The 25,027-nt window shown below is 43.1% G+C and carries 20 protein-coding genes and 1 riboswitch; of the genes, 16 read left to right on the top strand and 4 right to left on the bottom strand.

The features are described from left to right. Positions 1 to 90 precede the first annotated feature (90 nt). Positions 91 to 2,493 carry a sodium-translocating pyrophosphatase gene (locus tag SD449_RS07300; RefSeq protein WP_318309648.1) on the top strand — a complete coding sequence of 801 codons (2,403 nt, stop codon included), beginning with the start codon at positions 91 to 93 and terminating at the stop codon, positions 2,491 to 2,493. Between the two features lie 121 nt (positions 2,494 to 2,614). Then, positions 2,615 to 3,880, top strand: a complete 1,266-nt coding sequence (locus tag SD449_RS07305) for an MgtC/SapB family protein (RefSeq protein WP_318309649.1) — start codon at positions 2,615 to 2,617, stop codon at positions 3,878 to 3,880. 20 nt (positions 3,881 to 3,900) lie between these two features. On the opposite strand, the gene SD449_RS07310 is transcribed toward SD449_RS07305, so the two are convergent. From SD449_RS07310 to SD449_RS07325, 4 genes are all read right to left on the bottom strand, one after another. After that, complete coding sequence (locus SD449_RS07310) at positions 3,901 to 4,617, bottom strand: energy transducer TonB (RefSeq protein WP_318309650.1); 717 nt, start codon at positions 4,615 to 4,617, stop codon at positions 3,901 to 3,903. 125 nt (positions 4,618 to 4,742) lie between these two features. Then, positions 4,743 to 6,020, bottom strand: coding sequence for a serine hydrolase domain-containing protein (locus SD449_RS07315; RefSeq protein ID WP_318309651.1), 1,278 nt, complete (start codon positions 6,018 to 6,020; stop codon positions 4,743 to 4,745). A 26-nt stretch (positions 6,021 to 6,046) separates the two neighbouring features. After that, positions 6,047 to 6,259 carry a hypothetical protein gene (locus SD449_RS07320; RefSeq protein WP_166246919.1) on the bottom strand — a complete coding sequence of 71 codons (213 nt, stop codon included), beginning with the start codon at positions 6,257 to 6,259 and terminating at the stop codon, positions 6,047 to 6,049. A 204-nt stretch (positions 6,260 to 6,463) separates the two neighbouring features. Next, on the bottom strand, positions 6,464 to 7,081 hold the full coding sequence (locus tag SD449_RS07325; RefSeq protein WP_207033740.1) for a deoxynucleoside kinase: 618 nt from the start codon (positions 7,079 to 7,081) through the stop codon (positions 6,464 to 6,466). A 320-nt stretch (positions 7,082 to 7,401) separates the two neighbouring features. On the opposite strand from SD449_RS07325, the gene metK reads away from it, so the two are divergent. The 14 genes from metK (at position 7,402) to SD449_RS07395 (ending at position 24,948) form a co-directional block, all read left to right on the top strand. Continuing rightward, positions 7,402 to 8,655, top strand: a complete 1,254-nt coding sequence (metK, locus tag SD449_RS07330) for a methionine adenosyltransferase (RefSeq protein ID WP_318309655.1) — start codon at positions 7,402 to 7,404, stop codon at positions 8,653 to 8,655. 102 nt (positions 8,656 to 8,757) lie between these two features. Further along, entirely contained in the window at positions 8,758 to 10,692 is a 1,935-nt protein-coding gene (locus SD449_RS07335; RefSeq protein ID WP_318309656.1) for a CocE/NonD family hydrolase, read from the top strand. Positions 10,693 to 10,800: 108 nt separating this feature from the next. Further along, positions 10,801 to 10,905, top strand: a riboswitch (SAM riboswitch). 78 nt (positions 10,906 to 10,983) lie between these two features. Then, positions 10,984 to 14,367: a bifunctional aspartate kinase/homoserine dehydrogenase I gene (gene thrA, locus SD449_RS07340; RefSeq protein ID WP_318309657.1), complete on the top strand. Its 3,384-nt coding sequence runs from the start codon at positions 10,984 to 10,986 to the stop codon at positions 14,365 to 14,367. A gap of 205 nt (positions 14,368 to 14,572) precedes the next feature. Beyond that, entirely contained in the window at positions 14,573 to 14,887 is a 315-nt protein-coding gene (locus SD449_RS07345) for a GIY-YIG nuclease family protein (protein ID WP_318309658.1), read from the top strand. A 41-nt stretch (positions 14,888 to 14,928) separates the two neighbouring features. After that, positions 14,929 to 16,095 (top strand): trans-sulfuration enzyme family protein, encoded by a 1,167-nt coding sequence (locus SD449_RS07350; protein WP_318309660.1) that lies wholly within the window; start codon positions 14,929 to 14,931, stop codon positions 16,093 to 16,095. A gap of 55 nt (positions 16,096 to 16,150) precedes the next feature. After that, positions 16,151 to 16,558 (top strand): RrF2 family transcriptional regulator, encoded by a 408-nt coding sequence (locus SD449_RS07355; protein WP_318310239.1) that lies wholly within the window; start codon positions 16,151 to 16,153, stop codon positions 16,556 to 16,558. A gap of 178 nt (positions 16,559 to 16,736) precedes the next feature. Continuing rightward, entirely contained in the window at positions 16,737 to 17,000 is a 264-nt protein-coding gene (locus tag SD449_RS07360) for a DUF2061 domain-containing protein (RefSeq protein ID WP_207033728.1), read from the top strand. A gap of 11 nt (positions 17,001 to 17,011) precedes the next feature. Beyond that, on the top strand, positions 17,012 to 17,635 hold the full coding sequence (locus tag SD449_RS07365; RefSeq protein WP_220113655.1) for a phosphoadenosine phosphosulfate reductase domain-containing protein: 624 nt from the start codon (positions 17,012 to 17,014) through the stop codon (positions 17,633 to 17,635). Between the two features lie 101 nt (positions 17,636 to 17,736). Beyond that, positions 17,737 to 18,636, top strand: a complete 900-nt coding sequence (cysD, locus tag SD449_RS07370; protein WP_207033842.1) for a sulfate adenylyltransferase subunit CysD — start codon at positions 17,737 to 17,739, stop codon at positions 18,634 to 18,636. A 15-nt stretch (positions 18,637 to 18,651) separates the two neighbouring features. Beyond that, a complete protein-coding gene (locus SD449_RS07375) occupies positions 18,652 to 19,899 on the top strand; it encodes a sulfate adenylyltransferase subunit 1 (protein WP_225603491.1) in 1,248 nt (415 codons plus the stop codon). 75 nt (positions 19,900 to 19,974) lie between these two features. Further along, positions 19,975 to 22,065 (top strand): HEPN domain-containing protein, encoded by a 2,091-nt coding sequence (locus SD449_RS07380; protein ID WP_318309663.1) that lies wholly within the window; start codon positions 19,975 to 19,977, stop codon positions 22,063 to 22,065. Then, positions 22,058 to 22,834, top strand: coding sequence for a uroporphyrinogen-III C-methyltransferase (gene cobA, locus SD449_RS07385; protein WP_318309664.1), 777 nt, complete (start codon positions 22,058 to 22,060; stop codon positions 22,832 to 22,834). The genes SD449_RS07380 and cobA overlap by 8 nt, the downstream gene beginning before the upstream one ends. A 44-nt stretch (positions 22,835 to 22,878) precedes the next feature. Continuing rightward, a complete protein-coding gene (locus tag SD449_RS07390) occupies positions 22,879 to 23,940 on the top strand; it encodes an NAD(P)/FAD-dependent oxidoreductase (protein ID WP_318309666.1) in 1,062 nt (353 codons plus the stop codon). Between the two features lie 90 nt (positions 23,941 to 24,030). Further along, positions 24,031 to 24,948 (top strand): helix-turn-helix domain-containing protein, encoded by a 918-nt coding sequence (locus SD449_RS07395; RefSeq protein WP_318309667.1) that lies wholly within the window; start codon positions 24,031 to 24,033, stop codon positions 24,946 to 24,948. Positions 24,949 to 25,027 lie beyond the last annotated feature (79 nt).

A 25,027-nucleotide genomic window follows, 5' to 3' on the forward strand; every position in this document is an offset into this window, starting at 1 on the left:
TGCGCTTTTAATAATTAAAGGCGCATTTTTTTTATTACTTCGTATTTTACTACATTAGCGAGCATTAAAAAATTCTAAACTATCTAACCTATGGATTTAATCGTAAAATTTTTGCCCGTATTTGGTGTCTTGGGCCTTCTTTATGTATTCATCAAGAACATGTGGATTTCCAAACAAGAGGTCGGTACCGAAAAAATGGCAAGAATAGCCAAAAACATTGCAGATGGTGCAATGTCCTTCTTAAAGGCCGAGTATAAAATATTGAGCATTTTTGTGGTTTGTGTAGCCGTTCTGCTCTTCTTTAAAGGAAGTAACGAAGTTGGCTCCAATGGTATGGTGGCAGTTTCCTTTATCGTTGGAGCTATATGTTCCGCCCTTGCCGGGTTTATCGGAATGAAGGTTGCTACCAAAGCCAACGTTCGCACGACCAATGCAGCAAGAACATCATTGGGCAAAGCGCTCGAAGTAGCCTTCGCAGGTGGGGCAGTCATGGGCCTCGGTGTGGTCGGTCTCGGAGTGTTGGGGCTGAGCGGACTCTTCATGATCTATAGTGGTCAAGGTTGGGAAATCGCCGAAGTATTGAACGTGCTCTCCGGTTTCTCTCTTGGTGCTTCATCTATAGCTTTATTTGCCCGTGTGGGCGGAGGTATCTACACCAAGGCAGCCGATGTGGGTGCCGATTTGGTCGGTAAGGTCGAAGCGGGAATTCCCGAGGACCACCCTTTGAACCCTGCAACCATCGCGGACAATGTTGGTGACAATGTTGGGGACGTTGCCGGTATGGGAGCTGACCTTTTTGAATCTTACGTAGGTTCCATTATTGGTACAATGGTATTGGGCGCCGTATTTGCTGGGTTGCCCGAATTCCAAAATGCGTTCGATGGCCTTGGGGCCGTATACTTGCCTTTGGCATTGGCTGAAGTCGGAATCGTGATGTCCATTATAGGTACCTTTTTTGTAAGGGTAAAGGATGGTGGTAACCCTCAGACAGCCTTGAATATTGGTGAATTTGGATCAGCAGGTTTGATGTTGATCGCTTCCTATTTCATAATTACAGGAATGCTGCCCGAATCTTGGGTCGAAGGAGGAAAGGAATTTACTTCCATGGGAGTATTCTGGGCAACTATTGCTGGTCTGGTAGCTGGACTTCTAGTCGGAAAAGTAACAGAATATTATACAGGAACCGGAACAAAGCCTGTGAATTCCATAGTGCGACAGTCAGAAACTGGAGCGGCAACCAATATCATTGCCGGTCTTGGAGTAGGAATGATGTCCACAGCTATTCCAATTATATTGATTGCAGCGGCCATATTGGTTTCCCATCATTTTGCAGGATTGTACGGAATTGCAATCGCCGCAGTGGGAATGTTGGCCAATACAGGTATTCAATTGGCTGTTGATGCCTACGGACCTATTTCGGACAACGCAGGTGGTATCGCCGAAATGGCGGAACTTCCCAGTGAAGTTCGAGAAAGAACGGACAAATTGGATGCTGTAGGAAACACTACCGCAGCAATCGGTAAAGGATTCGCCATTGCGTCCGCAGCATTGACCGCATTGGCGCTTTTTGCAGCCTTTATGAAAACGGCCGGGGTTACCTCAATTGATGTATCCCAACCCGATATTATGGCCGGACTCCTGCTTGGAGGTATGTTGCCATTCGTATTTTCGGCACTATCCATGAATGCCGTAGGTAGGGCTGCCATGGCCATGATTGAAGAGGTGCGTCGACAGTTCAGGGATATTCCACAGTTGAAAGCGGCCTTGGAGGTGATGCGAAAATATGATTCCGATATTTCGAAAGCATCTGCCGAGGACAGAAAGATATTTGATGCTGCCGATGGTTTGGCAGAATATGAAAAGTGTGTGGCCATTTCAACACAGGCTTCTATAAAAGAAATGGTATTGCCGGGATTGTTGGCCATTGCCGTTCCTGTGGCGATTGGTTTTATAGGCGGCGCTGAGATGTTGGGCGGACTTTTGGCAGGGGTGACCACCGCTGGTGTGCTTATGGCCATATTCCAATCCAACGCTGGTGGTGCATGGGACAATGCCAAAAAGACCATCGAAAGTGAAGGACGTAAAGGTAGCGACGCACATAAAGCCGCAGTGGTAGGTGATACCGTAGGTGATCCTTTTAAAGATACTTCCGGCCCTTCTTTAAATATTTTGCTTAAATTGATGTCCGTAGTGGCTTTGGTAATAGCGCCAAGCTTGGTGAGTCTTTCCCCTGCGGATGAAATGAGTATGGTAAGGGCGGATGGCACCATGATTACAATTTCCGAGGATGGGATGAAAGAGACCAAAACCATTGAAAAACAAATTAGGGTCGAAATCAGCAACACGGAAGATGGGACATACAAAGCCATTGTTACCACAAGTTCCAATATTAACGGAGAGGTAGTTGAAGATACTGAGGAGCTTATGGCCGATACCAAAGAAGAATTGGAAAAAAAGATACAAGAATACAAGAGTGCTGAGGCAAAGAATTAGCTCTCGCTTTACGATAATGAAGCTGAAAAAACCACGCCAAACGGCGTGGTTTTTTTATTTGAGTTAAAAAAAAGTTTGAAAACGTTTATGAATTTTCCTTAACCCAATTAAATTTTGGATAATGGATTATTCGGACTTAACTACTTTAGGGATAGCCTTTGGCTTGGGTCTGCTGGTAGGGTTACAACGGGAGCGTACTGACAATAAAATGGCAGGGATACGCACCTTTACACTTATTGGTGTGCTGGGTACCGTGACCGGTTTTATGACCCGTGATTTCGATAATCCGTTTATCCTCCCAACTTTTGGTATCGCAATAGCAGCACTGCTTGTCATGGCAAATGTTGTAAAACTTAAAAAATTCGATGAAGCCGATGTAGGACAGACCACTGAGGTGGCAGCTCTGCTCATGTTCGCCCTTGGAGCATATCTCGTACTGGGCAATCAGGTTATAGCCATCATTGTTGGTGGTGCAATGGCCATACTTCTCTATATCAAGGATAAAATGCATGGGATTATTGATAGGCTGAAGAAAAAGGACATTTCTGCCATTATGACCTTTGTGGGAATTTCGTTGATAATTCTACCTATTCTGCCCAATGAAACCTATGGTCCCCTTGATGTGCTTAATCCGAACAATATTTGGTTGATGGTGGTGCTCATTGTCGGAATTAGTGTAACCGGATATTTTATCTACAAGTTTGTGGGGAAGAAGGCCGGTATTGTTTCCAATGGGATTTTAGGAGGTATGATCAGTAGTACGGCCACCACAATAAGTTATGCAAGAAAGACCTCTAAGGTCAAATCCATTAATAAAATCGCGACATTTATAATAACCGTAGCCTCTGCCATTTCATTGGTGAGGGTGCTAGTAGAGGTAGGTGTTGTAATACCTGAAAATTTACCTCAAATAATTTTACCCCTGATGGTTGAGTTTTTGGTTTTATTGATCATTAGTATTGTTCTATTTTATCTCATTAATAAAGAAGAAAAGGATGATACCATGCCAGAACCTGAAAATCCAGCCCAATTCAAAAGCGCCTTGATTTTTGGATTGCTGTACGGATTTATTTTGTTGGCCGTAGCTTTTACCAAAGAAGAGTTCGGTAACAACGCTCTCTATGCAGTGGCTATTATTAGTGGCCTCACCGATGTGGATGCCATCACCCTTTCCCTCTCCCAATTGATCAAAGGAGGAGGCTTGGATACGTCATTGGGCTGGAAACTGATTCTTTTGGCTACGTTATCCAATTTATTGTTCAAGGGTGTAATGGCAGCAGCTTTAGGTACAAAAAGATTGGCCAAACTAATTGCAGTTTGTTTTGGAATCTCTATTTGCTCTGGACTGCTTATTATATGGTTATGGCCCGAAAGCTGGCATTTTTAAGCTTACCCGAAAAGTCATGATCAATTTAATTTGAATGTAATGGGAATGGAGTAGGGCACCTTAACCGCTGTGCCACGCTGTTTTCCTGGGATCAACCTTGGTAACTTAGAGATGATTCGGGCTGCTTCTTTTTCAAGGCTTTCATGTGGTCCACGAAGTCTGATATTCCCGATGCTCCCGTCCGTTTGCACTGTAAAAATTACACTTACCCGACCTTCAAGTCCCATTTCTTGGGCAACTTCGGGATACCTGAAATTCTTCCGAATATGTTTTAGCATTTGTTCTTGGAAGCATGCCCTTTTGGTTTTTTCATCCTTTTCATTTTCACAACCAGGAAAAATGGGGGCGTTCTCAATCAAAATAAACGGTATCTCCTCTGGAATATCGTCTTCCGCCACAGCAACATCTTCAACTTTGGCAATTTCGGTATCCTGATTAGTATCAGAAGCTTCTATCACAGTTTCCTCTATCTTCTCATCATTATCCTTGATTTCAATTTTCGGAGGGGTCTGGATTTTGGGCTTGGGAGGGTCCGGTAATTTTAATTTAAGAATGGTAGCGTCTTCAATCAATTCTTCATCAACCTTTAGGTTGCCAATGTCCCAAGAATCATCTTGATGATAGGTTTTCCATTCCAACGCCAAATAGGCCATCAAAAGTACCAGTGTCATTCCTACAAAAAAGTAGAGAAGGCTGTTTCGTCTCAAATCAAGTTGTGGATTTTTTTTTGGTTCCATAATTTTCAAATTTTTGGCCTGTACAGGCGTAGTTAATAGCTATGGTAAGCTACTTTGAAAATGGACCGAAATAAAACGCCAATGAGTGAACAGGCTATTTGATCGAGGGAAATGTCGACATATGGTTAATCCATCAATGTTTGATAGACCAAAGCCCTTAATTTTCCATGATCGTCAATGTCGCCTGAAGGAATCAGTTGGGTAAAGTAGACCACCAACATTTCCTCCTCGGGGTCTACCCAGTAGTTGGAATGGTAAGCTCCGCCCCAACCATATTCACCGACCGACCCGAGAAGGCCTCTATCTCCCAAATCTTCTACAACAGAAAAGCCCAAACCAAAACCAGTGCCACCTGCCCAAGGAAAAGTGGCCCCGCCCAAATGGTCTACAGTCATAAGTTCAACGGTTTTTGGGGAAAGAAGCTGTTTTCCGTTGAAAGCGCCTTTGTTCAACATCATTTGAAGGAATTTGGCGTAGTCCGAAGCCGTGCTCAACAACCCTGCTCCGCCTGAAAAACTTTTTTGCGGTCCGTTGACATAAGCTCCTTGCCCTACCATACCCCCAGGATTTGGTGCACGCACCAGACCATTTTCGGTAGAGGAATATACTGTAGCCAATCGTTCGGTCTTCTCTTTTGGTAGATAAAAATGGGTGTCGTTCATGCCCAATGGGTCAAGAATGTTCTCCTTTAAAAAAACATCCAATGATTTTCCCGATGCCACTTCGATAACTGCACCCAAAATATCGGTGTTATAGCCGTAAACAAACGCTTCGCCGGGCTGCGATTCAAAAGGTAGTTTTGCCATTCTTTTTACGGTGGCCAATATGGGCTCATCCCTATCGGCAAAATACCAGCCTTGTATTCCAGCTTTTTTCCATAAATCGGCAGCAATGCCCTCTCCATAGGACACACCAGAGGTATGTGTGAGCAAGTCCCGAATGGTTATCGGTCTATTGGCGGGTACAATATCATAAGAACCATCATCCTTGCGAACGGCTACCGTGGTTTCCATGAACTCGGGGATATATTTTCCAACGGGATCTGTGATCAATAAGTTGCCTTTTTCTTGCAACATCATTATTCCTGTGCTTACAATGGCCTTGGTTTGGGAGGCAATCCTAAAGATGGAATTTTTCGTCATGGGAACATTGTTTTCCAGGTCGTTTTTTCCAAAAGATTCAAAATAGGCAATCTTGCCTTTTCGTGCTACCAAGATCACGGCACCGGGCAATTCATTATCATTTATATATTCCTCGAATGTTTTGGACAATGTCTCCAAGCGGGAGGTGGACATCCCCACCTCATCGGGAGAGACTTTGACCAATTGCTGGGCGGTTACGGTAAATTGTAAAAAGAAGTAAAAAAGAAGAACGGAAAATCTAAAAGGGAATGCAGTTTTCATGATGGGTTGAGCAAAATGTTTCTTTATCATTTCTGAAGTTCCAGAAGTTCCAATGCCTTTTTTAACTCCTCTTGTAATTCATCATAACCGATGATGCGACCAATACTTACATACTCCAAAAAGTGGGTTCGTAGATTTTGGTACAGGGTTTCCTTGATTTGATTTTGCAATTGGATAACCTCCTTGGTTTGTTCCATACTTTCCAATTGCTTGTAAAGTTTTAAAATATCTGAATTCATGGTATCAGGTTTTCTTTATTATTTATTATTCTGTTGAAATGGATATTAATCCAATTCATATAAGAAGAATATAAATCAAGCAAAATACACCAAATCCTTTGGGAAAATACTTGATGAACTTAAAAAAACGGAAACAATTCAATTTTAAGTTTCAATTTTCTGCATTTTTAAATTCTTGATTAAAAACAAATATAAAGTTCTGTTTTATTCAAACAATCCATGGATTTCCCCGTCAATTCGGTTGATAACCTCCCCTAAATCTTCGGGATTGTCCACAAAATCAAGGTTGTCCACATCAAAGATGAGCAATTTGCCCTTTTTGTAGGTGTTTACCCAAGCTTCATAGCGCTCGTTCAGGCGGCTCAAGTAGTCAATGGAGATTGAGTTTTCGTACTCACGCCCGCGTTTATGGATTTGATTGACCAAATTGGGGATGGAACTGCGTAGGTATATCATTAAATCCGGCGGTTGCACCAAGGATTCCATCAGTTCAAAGAGCCCTTTGTAATTTTCATAATCCCGATTGGTCATGAGTCCCATCGCGTGGAGGTTAGGGGCAAAAATATGGGCGTCCTCATAAATGGTACGGTCCTGGATTACACTTTTGCCACTTTCCCTGATCTTTAAAATTTGACGGTACCTACTGTTCAAAAAGTAAATTTGAAGGTTGAAACTCCATCGCTCCATCTGGGTATAAAAATCGTCTAGATACGGGTTGTCCACCACATCTTCAAAATGGGCCTCCCACTTGTAATGTTTTGCAAGTAAATTGGTCAACGTAGTTTTGCCGGCCCCGATGTTGCCTGCCACAGCAATATGCATAAGATGTCAGTGTTTTTTGTGTTTGTACCAAGGGAATGAAATCGTCGCAATATACAAAGTATATCCTCTTAGAGAAAAAAAACTAGTTCAATGGACTTTGATGGGTCGCTCTAAAAACAAAGTTTTGAAATATCAACCAATTATGTACTTTTGCCCTTCAAAATGAGGAAAGATTTGACTGATTGCAACCTCTTTTCCTGAATGAAAATCAGGATCAAAAAATGCTAAAGCAGTTTCACCGTACCGCATACGGGCGTCCCGAAAGGATGTAGACTTCTAGAGCCCCTTCTGTCAAATCTTTATTAAAATATATAAGTATAATGGCGTATTTATTTACATCAGAATCCGTTAGTGAGGGACATCCGGACAAGATTGCGGATCAGATCAGTGATGCATTGTTGGATAATTTTTTGGCCTTTGACCCTGAGAGCAAAGTGGCCTGTGAAACTTTAGTGACCACAGGACAGGTAGTGTTGGCAGGAGAGGTAAAGAGCCATACCTATGTAGATTTGCAGAGTATTGCACGGGATGTGATCAATACGATCGGCTACACCAAAGGTGAATATAAATTCAGTGGAGATTCCTGCGGGGTAATTTCCTTGATCCACGAACAATCACAGGACATTAACCAGGGTGTTGACCGTGGTTCAAAAGAAGAGCAAGGTGCTGGCGACCAAGGTATGATGTTCGGTTATGCTACCACTGAGACGCATAACTATATGCCCTTGGCGTTGGATATTTCCCATAAGATCTTGGAGGTGTTGGCTGATTTAAGAAGGGAAGGTAAAAGGATTCCTTATTTACGTCCCGATGCCAAAGCTCAAGTTACCATTGAGTATTCCGATGACAATGTTCCGCAACGGATTGATACCATTGTGGTCTCCACCCAGCATGATGAGTTTGACGAGGATGACGTAATGCTGGCCAAAATCAAGGAGGATATCGTTAATATTCTGATTCCAGAGGTAAAAAAATTGATGCCCGAGAGTATTCAAAAATTGTTTACCGATAATATCAAATATCACATCAACCCAACAGGAAAATTTGTGATAGGCGGGCCACATGGAGATGCGGGCCTTACCGGAAGAAAGATAATTGTGGATACCTATGGTGGAAAAGGAGCCCATGGAGGAGGTGCCTTTAGTGGAAAGGATCCGAGCAAGGTTGATCGTAGTGCTGCATACGCTGCGCGCCATATGGCCAAGAACTTGGTTGCTGCGGGTGTGGCCAATGAGATTTTAGTGCAGGTGAGCTACGCCATTGGTGTCGTGGAGCCTACATCCATTTTTGTCGATACTTATAAATCTTCCAACGTTAATATGACTGATGGCGAGATAGCAAAAAAGGCATCCGAACTGTTTGACATGCGACCTTTTGCCATCGAGGAACGCCTAAAGTTGCGTAACCCCATTTATTTAGAAACGGCCGCCTACGGTCATTTGGGCAAACAACCCAGAACCGTGACCAAGGTTTTTGAATCACCCTATAATGGTCGTATTGAAAAAGAAGTGGAACTCTTCACTTGGGAAAAATTGGATATGGTGGACAAGGTGAAGGCCACCTTTGGACTTTGATTCATCAAAAATAAAATGATAAAGGAGCTTTCATGAGGCTCCTTTTTTTATTGGCATACTCCCGTGAACTTTAGTAGCTTTAGCTAATCAAAAAAGAGTGAAATGAGAAGTTCCATTAAAATCCTGTTTTTAAGTCTTTTAACGTTGACGGTGGCCGTCAGTTGTAAAAAAACCGTCAAGACCGAGGTCCAAGAGATGGATACCTACGTGGCAGACAATTACACCAAAAAAGAGGTGGACATTGAAATGAGGGACGGAATTACCTTGCATACGACCATTTATTCACCCAAGGATACTTCCAAAAAGTACCCGATTATCATGCAGCGGACCCCTTACAGTTCCCAGCCTTATGGTGAGGGGAATTTCAGGACAAAAATAGGCCCGAACGAACATTTGATGAAAGAAGGGAACATTATCGTGTACCAAGATGTGAGGGGAAGATGGCTTAGCGAAGGACATTACGAAAATATGAGGGCCTACATTCCTAACAAGACCTCGGATGAACAAGTGGATGAAAGTTCGGATACCTACGACACCATTGAATGGTTGGTAAACAACGTGGAAAACAACAATGGCAATGTGGGAATCTGGGGGATATCTTACCCAGGGTATTATGCCACGTACGCCACCGTGGATGCCCACCCAGCCTTAAAAGCGTCTTCCCCTCAGGCCAGTATAGGGGATTTCTTTTTTGATGATTTCCACCACAACGGCGCTTATTTGTTGAGCTATTTCAGGGCTACTTCACTCTTTGGAACCCCTCGCCCCAATGGAGACCAACCTATTGATACGGCATGGTACACGCTTCCAAACCTGCCAACAGAAGATCAGTATCAGTTCTTCTTGGATGCAGGGCCGTTGAAGAACCTGGATTACTTTTTTGAATATGAAACGGCCGATACGCCCACCATGCGTCCAGAGGGAGTAACCGATGATTTCTTTTGGAACGAACTCAAAGAACACCCGAATTATGATGCCATGTGGCAGAGCAAAGGCTTGATCCAGCATTTGAAAGATGTGAAGAGCAGTGTGGCCACTATGGTTGTAGGCGGTTGGTTTGATGCGGAGGATTTATATGGCCCATTGGAAACGTACAAGAATATTGAAAAATATAATGAAGACAACTACAATACCATGGTATTTGGACCATGGGACCATGGTGGTTGGGCTCGGGATAAAGTCCGTAATGTAGTGGGCAACTACTATTTTGGGGATTCCATTTCGTTGTTTTTCCAGAAAGAAATCGAGACCAAGTTCTTTAACCACTTTTTGAAGGGTGAGGGTGATATGGATTCTGGTCTTCCCGAAGCTTACGTGTTTGACACTGGTAAAAAAGAATGGAAAAAATATGATGCATGGCCTCCAGAAAATGCGGCCAAACAGACCATGTATTTATCCGATGACCAAGAGCTCACTTCGGAACCCAAAGAAATTACTGGAATTCAGTTCGTGAGCAATGTAAAAAAACCAGTTCCGTATTCGGAAGATGTGAAGACCGTTTTCACCCCGAGAAAATACATGACGGACGATCAGCGCTTCGCAGCGCGTCGTTCCGATGTATTGGTTTTTGAAACCGATGTGATGGAAGAAGACCTGACCTTGGCAGGGGATATTTTGGCCCATTTAAAAGTGGCCACAACAGGTACAGCGGCCGATTGGATCGTAAAAGTAATCGACGTGCACCCAGCCGATGCAGAAACCAATGAAGAAATGCAGGACCATCTTAAAATGAGCAATTATCACTTAATGGTTCGCAGCGAAGTGCTACGCGGTCGATTCCGAAACAGTTTCTCCGACCCAGAACCTTTTGTGCCCAATCAAAAGACCGATGTGGACATCAAGCTACAGGATGTGTTCCATACCATCAAAAAAGGGCATAAGTTGCAGATTCAGGTGCAGAGTACGTGGTTCCCGCTCATCGATTTGAACCCACAAACCTATGTGGACAACATCTTTAAGGCTGACGAATCAGATTTTAAGACACAGACCCATACCGTTTTCACCGATTCCAATATTGAGTTTACGGTGTTGAAATAAAAAATTGAACTTCGCGAGGCGAGCTGATTAATGAAAATTTTCCAAAAGATTAGGAAAATCAATCTTTCCATCAGTATATTTGTCCCACGAAGTTCAAACATGTATTGTCAGTTATCAAGAAAGGTGGAGGGAATAGACCCGTTGAAGCCTTAGCAACCCTTGACTCCCGTCATGAAGGTGCTACATTCTATCCCAAGTGGGAATAGATAACATCACAGGTAGTTTCTGCCCCTCTTTCTTATAACCTTACTATTTATTAATTGTTGACCCACAGGGTCTATTATTGCATATATGGATTTAAGGCATTTGGCCATATCGGATTTTAAGACATTGAGCGGTTCCGTTCAAGAGATAAAGCTGTCGTACCAAGTTTTTGGAAAACCCTTGCATACGGCACCCATTATTTTGGTGAACCACGCGCTTACGGGTAATTCCAACGTGGCAGGGAAAGATGGATGGTGGTCCGATTTGATCGGTGACGGAAAATGTATCGACACCGAGAAGTATACGATTTTGTCCTTCAATATTCCAGGAAATGGTTTTGATGGATTCATTATCGAAAATTATAAAGATTTTGTAGCTGGGGATATCGCCAGAATATTTCTTTGGGGATTGAAGGAATTGGAGATTGATAAACTCTTCGCCATCATCGGTGGTTCCTTGGGAGGTGGAATTGCTTGGGAAATGACGGCCATCAATCCAAAAATTACGGAACATTTGATTCCTGTGGCATCCGATTGGAAATCCACGGATTGGTTGATTGCGAACTGTCAGATTCAGGAGCAGTTCTTGGTCAACTCCAAGCAACCCGTACACGATGCCCGCATGCATGCCATGCTTTGCTATCGTACACCAGAATCCTTCAAAGAAAGATTTAAGCGGAGCACCAATGAAGAACTCAAGGTGTTCAACGTGGAGTCCTGGTTGATGCATCATGGCAAAAAATTACAGGAGCGTTTCCAATTGTCCGCCTATAAATTGATGAACCAGCTTCTAAAATCCATCGACATTACGAGAAATGGAGAGGAAGCCTTCAAGGCATTGCAAGAAAGTGATACCAAAATCCATATCATCGGGGTCAATTCCGACCTATTTTTTACAGCAGAAGAAAATAAGGAGACCTTTAAACGGTTGGCCCAGGCCAATACCAATGTCACCTATGGTGAAGTGCAATCCGTGCATGGTCATGATGCCTTTTTGATGGAGTTTGAACAATTGGAAAAATTGTTGGAGACCGTTTTTCAAAAGAATACCGAACGTATCAAGATATTGAAGTTCGGAGGAAAGTCTCTAGCAAACGGTGAAGGCATTGAGCGCGTTTTGAACATCATCCGTAAAAGGTATGAGGAAGAAGAGCACTTTGCCGTAGTGGTATCTGCTCGGGGCAAAGCGACCGACCAATTGGAAAATCTGTTGGAGAAAGCGGCCAAAGGAGTTGATTTTAAAGCTGATTTGAAAAAGTTCGCGGACTATCAAAAAAATAATTTTGATGGTGTAGATATTGATGAAGAACTGTCCGCCATCGAAAAAATATTGAACGGGGTTTCCTTAACGGGTGATTACAGTCTCAAGACCAAAGATGAGGTATTGTCCTTCGGGGAACTGTTGTCCGCCAAATATGTAACGGCAGCCCTGAATGCCTCTGGATTGCAAGCAAAGCTTTTGGATTCCAGAAAATTGATCACTACGGATGACAATTTCAGCAATGCCGAGGTGGACCAAGGAACATCCAAAGAAAATGTGCTTCGATATTTCCATGAATTGGAAAAGAATACCATTCCTATTGTCACTGGGTTTATTGGTTCCAATCGTGATGGCTCAACCACCACTTTGGGCAGGAACGGCAGTAATTATTCCGCTGCTTTGCTGGCCAACTTTTTGGATGCTGGCGAGTTGATCAATTACACCCATGTCGATGGCATTTTTACCGCCAATCCAGATTTGGTGGCCGATGCAAAGTTGATTGATGTCATATCGTACGGTGAGGCCAACGAGTTGGCCAATTTTGGGGCCAATATATTGCATGCGAAGACCATAATTCCATTGATAGAGAAAAATATTCCGTTGCGCATCTGCAACACTTTCAACGATGACAACGAAGGCACTTTGATAGGTCCAAAAACGGACAATGGCGGCATTAAATCCCTTTCGGTGCTGGAAAATATGGCCTTGATCAATTTGGAGGGTAGGGGATTGCTCGGTAAAGTCGGTGTGGATATGCGGATTTTTAGAGCTCTTGGTCTTAATGGCATCAGTGTGGGTATCGTGTCGCAGGGATCTTCGGAAAGAGGCATCGGTCTGGTGGTGGATGTGAGCAAGGCCGACAAGGCCAAAAAAGTGCTTGACCAAGAATTTGAAACGGATTATTCATCAAAGGATATCAACCAAATTTCGGTGGTCAAGGATGTTTCCGTAATCTCCATTGTGGGAATGGATTTGAGCAGTTTCCATAAGCCCTTCAATGCATTGGCCAAGAACCAGATTACTCCATTGCTGTTCAACAATACCGTCACAGGGAAGAACGTGAGTATGGTGGTGAAGAAATCGGATTTGAACAAGGCCATCAATGTGATCCACGGACAAATTTTTGGAATCGCGAAGAAAATCAACCTGGCACTATTTGGCCACGGAAATGTTGGGGGCACTTTGATCAGTCAGATCTTGGATTCAAAAAATAGTATTGAGAACCGAAAAAGCATCGATTTAAAAGTGTTTGCCGTAGCAAACTCGCGAAAGGTGCTTCTGGATGCCACAGGAGTAGGCGCTGATTGGAAGGAACGTTTGGAAAACGAAGGTCAGCCCTATCAAATTGAGGACATTACCGCATTTGCCAAAAAGCATCATTTGGAAAACTTGATCGCTGTGGACAATACGGCCAGCAAAACATTTGTGGAGCAGTACGAACCTTTGATCGGGCACGGTTTTGATTTGGTTTCATCGAACAAAATCGCCAATACGTTGAGTTTTGAGAAATACAAATCGGTTCGAAGGTGCTTGGATAAAAATCAAAAACAATACCTCTACGAGACCAATGTGGGTGCAGGGCTACCGTTGATCGATACCATCAAACTATTGCATCTCTCGGGGGAGAACATCACCCGAATCAAAGGAGTTTTCTCGGGATCGTTGAGTTATATTTTCAACACTTTTTCCGAGAAGGACGTTTCCTTTTCAGAAATTGTAAAGGAAGCCATGCAAAGTGGGTTTACCGAACCTGACCCAAGAGAAGACCTATCGGGCAACGATGTGGGAAGGAAATTGTTGATCTTGGCCAGGGAATTGGACCTTCAGAACGAGTTTTCGGACATAGACGTGCAAAACCTGATACCCGAAGAGTTACAAACCTTGGATTTTGAAAAGTTCATGGAACGAATCGGGGAGATGGATAAAATGTATGAGGAAATCAAGGAGAGCCAAGAATCTGGTCACGTGCTTCGCTATGTGGGTGATCTGCACGGAGATTTGCAGCAGGACAAAGGAATTTTGGAAGTGAAACTGGTCTCTGTGCCCAAAGAAAGCGCATTGGGCCAGGTAAAAGGTTCCGATTCCATTATTGAGATTTACACAGAATCCTACGGAGAACATCCATTGGTGATTCAGGGAGCTGGTGCGGGTGCCGCTGTAACGGCAAGAGGTGTATTTGGTGACATTTTAAGAATAGCAGAAAAAATATAACTTCGACTACGCTCAGTTACCGAATTCTGCCTCTGGTAGCTGAGCGGGGTCGAAACAGCTTGTTAAAAAGAATCGTAACGGTGGCTGAGCGTAGTCGAAACAGCTAATTAAAAAAATCGTAACGGTGGCTGAGCGTAGTCGAAATAGCTTGTTAAAAAGAATCGTAACGGTGGCTGAGCGTAGTCGAAGCCACAATAATCATTTAATGAAAGGTTATGTCTATATTTTGGAATGTTCTGATGGAAGTTACTATACTGGGAGCACCGTTGAATTGGAAAAGCGTATAAATCAGCATCAAGATGGAAAGGGTGCAAATCATACCAAAAAAAGACTGCCCATTAAGTTGGTATATGTGGAGGAGTATCTGAGTATTGCGAGGGCCTTTGAACGAGAAAAGCAGATTCAAGGATGGTCAAGAGCAAAAAAGGATGCATTGATAAATGGGGAATTCGATTCGCTCCCAAATTTATCGGAGTGTAAGAACGATACAAGTTTTAAATATTACAAAGAGGAAAATTAAGTGGCTTCGACTACGCTCAGCCACCATGTAAAGCAAATAAAATGAAAGGCAAAAAATTCGAGACACAGGCAATAAGAACGCAAATGGAGCGTAGTCAAAATTTGGAGCATTCCAGCCCCATTTATATGACATCCAGTTTTGTTTTTGAAGATGCGGAGGACATGCGTGCATCCTTTGCCGAAGAAAAGCAGCGGAATATTTATTCCAGATATTCCAATCCCAATTCCAACGAACTTATTGAAAGGGTCTGCCAAATGGAAGGTGCGGAAAATGGTTTTGCCTATGCCTCTGGAATGGCGGCCGTTTTTTCAACCTTGGCGGCTTTGTTGAATGCGGGCGACCATGTGATATCTTCCAAAAGCATCTTTGGTTCCACACATACCCTGTTCACCCAGTTTTTTCCAAAATGGAACATCGAAACAAGCTATTTTGACGCTAACGACCTGTCTCAAATAGAGGGATTGATTCAGCCCAACACCAAAATTCTTTATGCGGAAACACCGACCAACCCAGGAGTCGACGTGTTGGATTTGGAAGTGCTGGCGAAGTTTGCCAAAAAGCACGGCCTTATTTTTATTGTTGATAACTGTTTTGCAACGCCCTACTTGCAGCAACCTATAAAATTCGGTGCCGACTTGGTGATTCATTCAGGAACCAAATTGATGGATGGACAGGGAAGAGTCTTGGCAGGAATTACCGTCGGAAGCGGGGAATTGATGGATAAAGTATATCGTTTTTCTCGAATTACGGGCCCTGCGTTGTCGCCTTTCAATGCGTGGGTGTTGTCCAGAAGCTTGGAAACCTTGGCGATTCGAGTGGACAGACATTGCGAAAATGCCTTGAAGTTGGCAACCTATCTGGAAGGTCACGACAAAATCCAGTGGGTTAAATATCCTTTCTTAAAATCACATCCCAAGTACGACATTGCCAAAAAGCAAATGAAGGCAGGTGGTTGTGTGGTGGCATTTGAGGTAAAAGGGGGCTTGGAAGCAGGTCGGGAATTTTTTGATAGCATTAAATTGTTGTCTTTGTCCGCCAACTTGGGCGATGCGCGTAGCATTGTGACCCACCCTGCGTCCACAACACATAGCAAGCTGACCACAGAGGAACGCAATGCCGTTGGAATTTCTGATGGAATGGTTCGCGTTTCAGTAGGTTTGGAACATATTGATGATATTATTGCGGATATTGAGCAGGCGTTGGGCTAATCTTTCTACAAGTTGGTTTTGAAGGTGGATTGCTAAATTTCCCTATCTTCGTATGATGCTCTCCAAGAAGACAAAATACGGACTTAAGGCACTTACCTATCTGGCAAAAGTCAAGGATAGGGAACCTGTGCAGATTGCGGAAATTGCCAAGTGCGAGAATATCTCCCAAAAGTTTTTGGAAAGTATTTTGCTTTCCCTTCGCCGAAACGGATTGCTGGGGTCTAAAAAAGGCAAAGGCGGAGGTTACTATTTGATCAAAGAGCCAAATGAGATTCATATGACCACCGTGATGCGAGTTTTGGAAGGTCCTATCGCCATGGTGCCCTGTGTAAGCTTGAATTTCTACGAAAAATGTGATGACTGTCCAGATGAAGACGAATGCTCCGTGCACAAATTAATGCTTCAGGTAAGGGACAGTGCACTCGATGTTTACCGAAACAATACCTTGGCAGATTTGCTTTAAGCATTCATTTCAATACACCTTTTAAGGTTTAAAATCTTCAAAATCCGACCCTAAAATTCGATAATCTACTAAAACTATAGGGTAAAAGTAAATTTATGATTCATTTTGCTTTTCATTCTGAAAAATAATTTTACTTTTGAAATTCCTACCAATTCAGTAGGATAATAAAAGTTTAAAAATGATTACCGATCAGTTGATTATAAAAGGCGAAAAACAGCAAAGTACCTACACCAAGGATACCGCATCCGAGAGTCCAAAAAGGAGTATAGCAAAATCTATCAGTTGGAGGATAGTTGGAACTGTCGATACCATTATCATATCATGGCTTGTAACAGGAACATTGAGCTTGGCATTTTCAATTGGTTTGGTGGAGCTGGTCACCAAAATGGTGCTTTATTTTTTTCACGAAAGAATCTGGAACTCCATAAAATGGGGTAAATAAAAGTTAGGGCAATGGCATTGACACAAGAGGAAATACAGAATTTAAACCGCCAATTCAAGGGCATTCCACCAGAGGAAATCATCTCATGGGCCATTAACCATGGAAAAAAACCTGTCGTCACCACCAATTTTAGGCCATACGAGGTTGCAATTCTGCACGCGGTGACCGAGGTGGACAAAAGCATTCCTGTAATTTGGTGCGACACGGGGTACAACACCCCACAGACCTATAAACATGCGGAGGAATTGATTGCCCGTTTGGGACTCAACGTTAAATTGTACGTCCCCAAGCAAACGAGTTCCCATCGCGATGCCGTTATGGGAATCCCTCAAATAGACGACCCGTTGCACCAAGAGTTTACGGAGCAAGTAAAGTTGGAGCCTTTCCGAAGAGCTATGGAAGAGCACAAACCCGATGTATGGTTTACCAACCTGCGCAAAGGTCAGACCGCCCACAGAGATTCCTTGGATGTGTTGAGCATGAGCAAGGATGGCGTATTAAAGGTCAGTCCATTCTATCACTGGAGCGATACCCAATTGGATGCCTATTTAAAAGAGCGTCAATTGCCTAACGAACATAAATATTTTGACCCGACAAAAGTATTGGCGAACCGTGAATGCGGTCTGCACACCTAAATAATATGAATTATCACCTGAGTACAGGGTGATGGATATAAAAAGATATAGCCTTGAGCACACTTGCAGAAGAAATTAAAAAACCAGAGACCTTGAACGGGGTGGAAAGACCTACGGCAAATGCTCTGGAGCATGAAGCCATTTACATTATTCGAGAAGTAGCCGCACAGTTTGAAAAACCCGTGTTGTTATTTTCTGGAGGAAAAGATTCAATCACCTTGGTACGTTTGGCCCAAAAAGCATTTTGGCCAGCCAAGATTCCTTTTCCCTTGATGCATATAGATACAGGCCATAATTTTCCCGAAACCATAGAGTTTAGGGACAGATTAGTGGAAGAACTCGGAGTGGAACTAATCGTAAGAAACGTTCAGGATTCCATCGACGAGGGAAAAGTGGTAGAAGAAACAGGAAAGTACGCCAGTCGCAACATGCTTCAGACCACGACCTTGCTCGATGCCATTGAGGAATTCAAGTTTGATGCTTGCATCGGTGGTGCAAGACGCGATGAGGAAAAGGCAAGGGCCAAGGAACGTATTTTTTCAGTGCGTGACGATTTTGGTCAGTGGGACGAGAAGAACCAACGACCTGAATTGTTTGATATGCTCAATGGAGAAATCGAAATTGGTCAGAATGTAAGAGTATTTCCGATCAGCAACTGGACGGAATTGGACGTTTGGAGCTATATCCAAAAAGAACAAATCGAGATTCCATCCATCTATTTTGCGCACAAGAGAAATACCTTCCTTCGGGATGGATTGATCTGGTCAGCAGAAGACGATGTGGTATTTAGGGCCGATGACGAGCAAGTAGAGGAAAGAATGGTTCGCTTTAGAACCGTTGGTGATATGAGCTGTACCGCAGCTGTCGAATCCCATGCCGATACCATCGATAAAGTGGTGGCTGAAATCAGGGATTCCAGAATATCCGAAAGAGGCGCCCGTATCGACGATAAGCGTTCCGAGGCGGCCATGGAAAAACGTAAACAGCAAGGATACTTTTAACAGGAAGAAAGACAAATGGAAGTTTTAAAAATAGCAACAGCAGGAAGTGTAGATGACGGTAAAAGTACCTTGATAGGAAGACTGCTTTACGATACAAAATCAATGACCGACGATAAGTTGGAGGCCATTGAACGAACAAGTAAGCAAAAAGGATACGACTACCTCGATTTTTCCTTGGCAACCGATGGATTGGTGGCCGAAAGAGAGCAGGGCATCACAATCGATGTGGCTCATATCTACTTTTCAACACCGTCAAAAAGTTACATCATTGCCGATACACCAGGCCATGTGGAATATACCCGAAACATGGTGACGGGAGCATCGACTTCTCAAGCATCGATTATTTTGATAGATGCACGAAAAGGTGTTATCGAGCAGACACACCGTCACTTTTTTATCAATAATCTACTTCGTATAAAGGACGTGATCGTGGCCATCAACAAAATGGATCTTGTCGATTTCTCCGAAGAAACCTATAACAAAATCAAAGCCGATTTTGAGGAGTTGATGAAAAAGAGGGACTACCAAGATCAGAACATAACCTTTATTCCCGTAAGTGCTTTAAAGGGGGACAATGTTGTGAACCGTTCCGAAAATACACCTTGGTACAAAGGGCAGACTTTATTGGAGCACTTTGAAGCATTGGACCAGAAGGATATCTACAATACAGGTACCCCTCGTTTCCCAGTTCAGTACGTCATCCGACCCAAAACGGAGGATTTCCATGATTTCCGTGGATTTGCAGGAAAGGTGTATGGTGGCGAACTCAGCGTTGGGGATGAAGTAGTAGTCCTGCCATCGATGACGCGTTCCAAGATCAAGGACATTTATTTTTATAATAAGCAATATAAGACAGCTCCCCGAAGATCTTCTGTCACCATTACCTTGGAAGATGAGGTCAACGTAAGCAGGGGCGACATGTTGGTCAAGGTCGGCGATCTACCGACCATTGACAAACAATTGACAGCAACGGTATCTTGGATGGACAGTGCCAATTTTACACCTGGCGGAAAGTATGTGCTTCAGCATGGGGTGAACAAGGTTCTGGCCAAAGTGGACGCCATAGAACACAAAATTCACCCAGATTATTCAGGAATTGAGGAAAATGTCACCTCTCTTCAGATGAACGATATCGCCAAAGTGCGTTTAAGGTTGAACAAACCTATTTTTTATGATAGGTTCAAGGACCACCGTACCAATGGCTCTTTCATTATAATCGACAGCCGAACAAACAATACGGCGGGCGTAGGATTTATTGAATAAAATTTTCCCGCCCTGGCGGAGAAAAAGGGGAATCATTTTAAATTAACCCTATAAAATAGATAGGAAAACTAGATTATGCAAAGCTTTAGAACAGAGATAGAAAACCCGATCGTAGAAAAGGACATCATCGAGTTGGAGAAAAAAATCCGCCAGTTCAAAGGTGGTGAAATGGATGAGGAAAAATTCCGTAGCCTTCGATTGGCACGTGGAGTTTATGGTCAGCGTCAACAGGGCGTGCAAATGATTCGGATCAAGTTGCCCTACGGAAAGGTCACCTCCAATCAGTTGTTGAGAATCGCGGATGTTTCTGATGAATATTCCCGTGGACGTTTGCATATCACAACCCGTCAGGATATCCAGATTCACTATGTGGATTTGGAGCGTACCCCTGAGCTTTGGGCACAATTGGAAAAGGACCAGGTGACCTTGCGAGAAGCCTGCGGAAATACAGTTCGTAACGTAACCGCAAGTGAAACTGCAGGAATCGACGTAGACGAACCTTTCGATGTTTCTCCCTACGCGCAAGCGGTTTTTGAATATTTCCTTAGAAACCCTATCGGACAGGAAATGGGAAGAAAATTCAAGGTTTCCTTCTCTGCAAGCGATGCGGATACGGGACTATCTTATATGCACGATCTTGGATTTATTGCCAAGGAAAAAAATGGGGAAAGAGGGTTTAAAGTTATGTTGGCAGGTGGATTGGGTTCACAGCCTCGACATGCCGATGAATTGTACAGCTTTTTGCCTACGGATAAAATTATTCCTTTGATGGAAGGTGTCATCCGTGTGTTTGACAGATATGGGGAGCGCAAGAGTAGGGCAAAGGCCCGTATGAAGTTTTTATTGAAGGATTTGGGGCTTGATGGTTTCAAAGAATTGTTAGAAGAAGAACAGACCGCAATTCCCCATCAAACCTATCCCATCAATATTGAAGATTATCCAAAAGTAAAGGTTGCCGAGGTGGAAACTCCAGAAGTTTCCATCGAAGATCAAAACGCTTTCGAAGATTGGAAGTCTACCAACTTGGTGCCTCAAAAGCAAGAAGGCTACGTGGCCATCGGAATTAAAGTGCTTTTAGGTGATTTTTATACCGATAAGGCCCGTGAACTGGCTAAATTGGTGCAGGATTATGCCGCTGGGGAAATACGTTTATCACTTAGACAAAATATATTGATTCCCTACGTAAAAGAAGAGTTGGTGCCCTTCTTTTATCAGGAATTGAAAAAGCTTGGCTTTGCCGAAGCAGGATATAACAAAGCATTGGACATCACCGCATGCCCAGGGACCGACACTTGTAACCTTGGGATTGCCAGTAGTACGGGAATCGCCGATGAGTTGGAAAGAGTCATCAAAGCGGAATACCCTCAATACATCAAAAACCCAGATGTGGTCATTAAGATTAGTGGATGTATGAACGCCTGCGGTCAGCATAACATGGCACACATCGGTTTTCAAGGAATGTCTGTGAGAACCAAGGATAAATTGGTGGCACCAGCCCTTCAGGTGTTGTTGGGAGGTGGAAACTTTGGAGATGGCAAAGCACGATTTGCCGATAAAGTGGCCAAGATTCCAAGTAAAAGAGGGCCACAGGCGTTGCGTCTAATTTTAGATGATTTTGAGGCCAACGGAAATGGAGCTTCGTTCACTGAATATTATGAGGAAAAAGGACAAATTTATTTCTACGATTTCTTGAAGCCGTTGACTGATGTGGATAATCTTACCCAAGACGATTTTATCGATTGGGGCAACGAGGAAAAATATGTGAAGGAAATCGGAGTAGGAGAATGTGCAGGTGTAATCGTTGACCTTGTGGCAACCCTTTTCTTTGAGAGCCAAGAAAAAATCGAAAATGCGGAGGAAGCAATCAAAGAAGGCAAGTGGGCCGCAAGTATCTACTATTCCTACCAATCCATTGTGAACTCTGCCAAGGCATTGTTGACAGCGGAAAAAGTGAAGACCAATACCCATGCGAGCATCATTAAGGATTTTGATGAATTGTATGTGGAAACTGGAAAAATTGATTTTGAGGGCGGGTTTGATAAAATTGCCCTTCAGTTGAACAAGAACGAACCATCCGAAGCATTTGCCAAAAGCTATCTGGAAGATGCCAAGGCAGTTTTGGAAAAATTGGAAACGTTCAGAAAAATGGAGTTGGAACATGCGTAGAGGAAAATTAACTGTAGTGGGTGCTGGCCCAGGCGATGTGGATTTGATCACGCTGAAAGGGATAAAGGCATTACAAAATGCAGATGTGGTTCTGTATGATGCACTGGTATCACCAGAGCTTTTGGAGTATGCACCAGTCGCCGAAAAAATATTTGTGGGCAAACGCAAAGGATGCTACTCCTATCAACAGGAGCAAATCAACGATTTAATCGTGGAGCGAGCTACCAAAGGCATGCACGTGGTACGGTTAAAAGGCGGAGACCCTTTCGTGTTTGGCAGAGGAGCCGAAGAAATGGAACACGCTGCAACATTTGGAGTTGATGTGGCCGTAGTGCCTGGAATTTCATCCTCCGTGTCCGTTCCCGCATCACAGAACATTCCCGTAACAAAAAGAGGTGCGGCCGAAAGTTTTTGGGTGATTACAGGAACCACAAAGGAGCATAAGTTATCATCCGACGTGTCATTGGCCGCAAAATCCAACGCGACCGTTATCATCCTAATGGGTATGTCCAAATTGCGTGAGATTATGGAACTTTTTAAAAACGAAGAAAAAGAAAATACACCAGTGGCCATCATTCAAAACGGTACCACTGAAAACGAGAAGATTGGAATTGGCACTGTTGCTTCAATTGAGCACAAGGCAAAGGAGCAGCAGCTGTCAAATCCAGCTATCATTGTAATTGGCGAAGTGGTAAACCACCGTCAACGTGTATTGGATATTCAAAGAGAATATCAGTTTCAAGGAGAAAAATTGCAAGAAAGAGTTTAAAATCAGTCAGGTCTCACCAGATGGGGCCATATAAAAGTAGAATTATGATCAAAACAGATATCATTATAATCGGAGCGGGACCTACGGGTTTGTTCACTGTTTTTGAAGCAGGATTGCTCAAATTAAAATGTCATTTAATAGATGCCTTGGCGCAACCGGGAGGACAATGTTCAGAGATTTACCCAAAGAAACCCATCTATGATATTCCTGCTTATCCAGAAATTTTAGCAGGTACCCTGGTGGACAACCTTATGGAACAAATCAAGCCATTTGAACCTGGTTTTACTTTGGGAGAGCGAGCCGAAACCTTGGACAAACAAGAAGATGGTTCCTATATCGTTACCACGAACAAAGGCACTCAACACCACGCTCCCGTGGTTGTTATAGCTGGTGGACTTGGTTCTTTTGAACCTAGAAAACCGATAATTCCAAATATCGAGTTGTTCGAGAGCAAAGGTGTGGAATATATGGTCAAGGACCCTGAACAGTTCCGAGATAAGAAAGTGGTGATTTCAGGTGGAGGTGATTCTGCATTGGATTGGGCCATTTTCTTGGCCGATGTTGCTTCCGAAGTTTCTTTGGTACACAGAAGAAATGAGTTCCGAGGAGCCTTGGACTCCGTAGAGAAAGCACGGGAGTTGGCCAAATTGGGCAAAATTCAACTTTATACTAAGGCTGAGGTAAAGGAAATTCACGGTAAGGATGATTTACATGCCGTAGTCATAAAGTACAATGATGAAGAAAAGGAATCTGCCTATGTAGAGACCGATTTCTTTATTCCGCTTTTTGGACTTTCACCAAAATTGGGCCCATTGGGCGATTGGGGATTGGAAATCGAGAAGAATGCTATCAAGGTAAACAATGCCAAGGATTACCAGACCAACCTTCCAGGGGTTTTTGCCATTGGAGATGTAAATACCTATCCAGGTAAACTTAAGTTGATTCTGTCAGGATTCCATGAGGCGGCCGTAATGTGCCAGTTTGCCTATCAGATTATCAATCCAGATAAAAGATTTGTGATGAAGTACACCACGGTTGGCGGAGTTCAAGGATTTGACGGTTCCAAGAAAGAAGCCGAAAAAGAAGTCGTACAGAGCATCAATTAATAGAATTTGTTTTTAGAAGAGAAGACACCTTCCGAAAGTGATTTTGGAGGGTGTTTTTGATTTTGGACTATATTTGATTTTTACAATAAGATGTCCGAACCATTTACACTCACTGATTTTTATGGAAAGCTAAGTCTTCCCATTCCTGAAAATATAGGGAAGGATATTGGCCATTTCAACGTTTTTAATATTGCAGAGTACCGCAACAGGTTGAACAATGGTGAAATGCGATACGACCGACGATCTTACTATAAAATAAGCCTGATCAACGGAAAGAATAAAGCGGAATATGCAGACAAGGAAATCTTTATCAACGACAAGGCTTTGCTGTTCGCTTCTCCAAAAATCCCTTACCACTACGTACCTCAAGATGTAAATCAGTCAGGATACTTTTGTGTATTTACAGAAAGCTTTTTATCCAAGGATAAAAGCGGAATGATTTTAGAAAAACTGCCACTTTTTCAACCAGGGGGATATCCGATTTTCAACATTTCCGACGAGGAATATGCCCAAGTTGAACAATTGTTCCAAAAAATAGACAGGGAATTGGCCTCGGACTACCACTTCAAGTTTGATTTGATTCGCGCCTATGTGATGGAGTTGTTGCACGTTGGGCAAAAACTCCACCCCGTACAGCCAACCGAAAATCGTGGAAATGCTTCTGTACGTATCACCGATTTGTTTGTAGAACTGTTGGAACGCCAGTTTCCTGTGAATTCCCCTGCACAACGACTATCACTAAAGACCGCAGCGGATTTTGCGGAGCGTCTTGCAGTGCACGCCAATCATCTGAACAAAGTGTTGAAGGAGACCACAGGAAGCACCACTACCACAATAATACATGCAAGAGTATTCGAAGAGGCGAAGATATTATTGAACAACACCGACTGGAACATTTCCGAAATTGCTTTTAGCCTAGGTTTTGAGGAAGTTGCCCATTTTTCAAATTTCTTTAAAAAACATGCGCAACTATCACCATTAAAGTTTAGAACCACCATTAAGGTTTGATTTTTGCAAAAAACGGATTGATGAATGCAATCCAATATGAATGTGCGTCGCTAATTTTGTTTTGAATTCAAAAATCAAT

Origin of the sequence: Flagellimonas crocea, from assembly GCF_033441595.1 — a bacterium.
In the GTDB taxonomy this organism is placed as follows: Bacteria; Bacteroidota; Bacteroidia; order Flavobacteriales; family Flavobacteriaceae; genus Flagellimonas; species Flagellimonas crocea.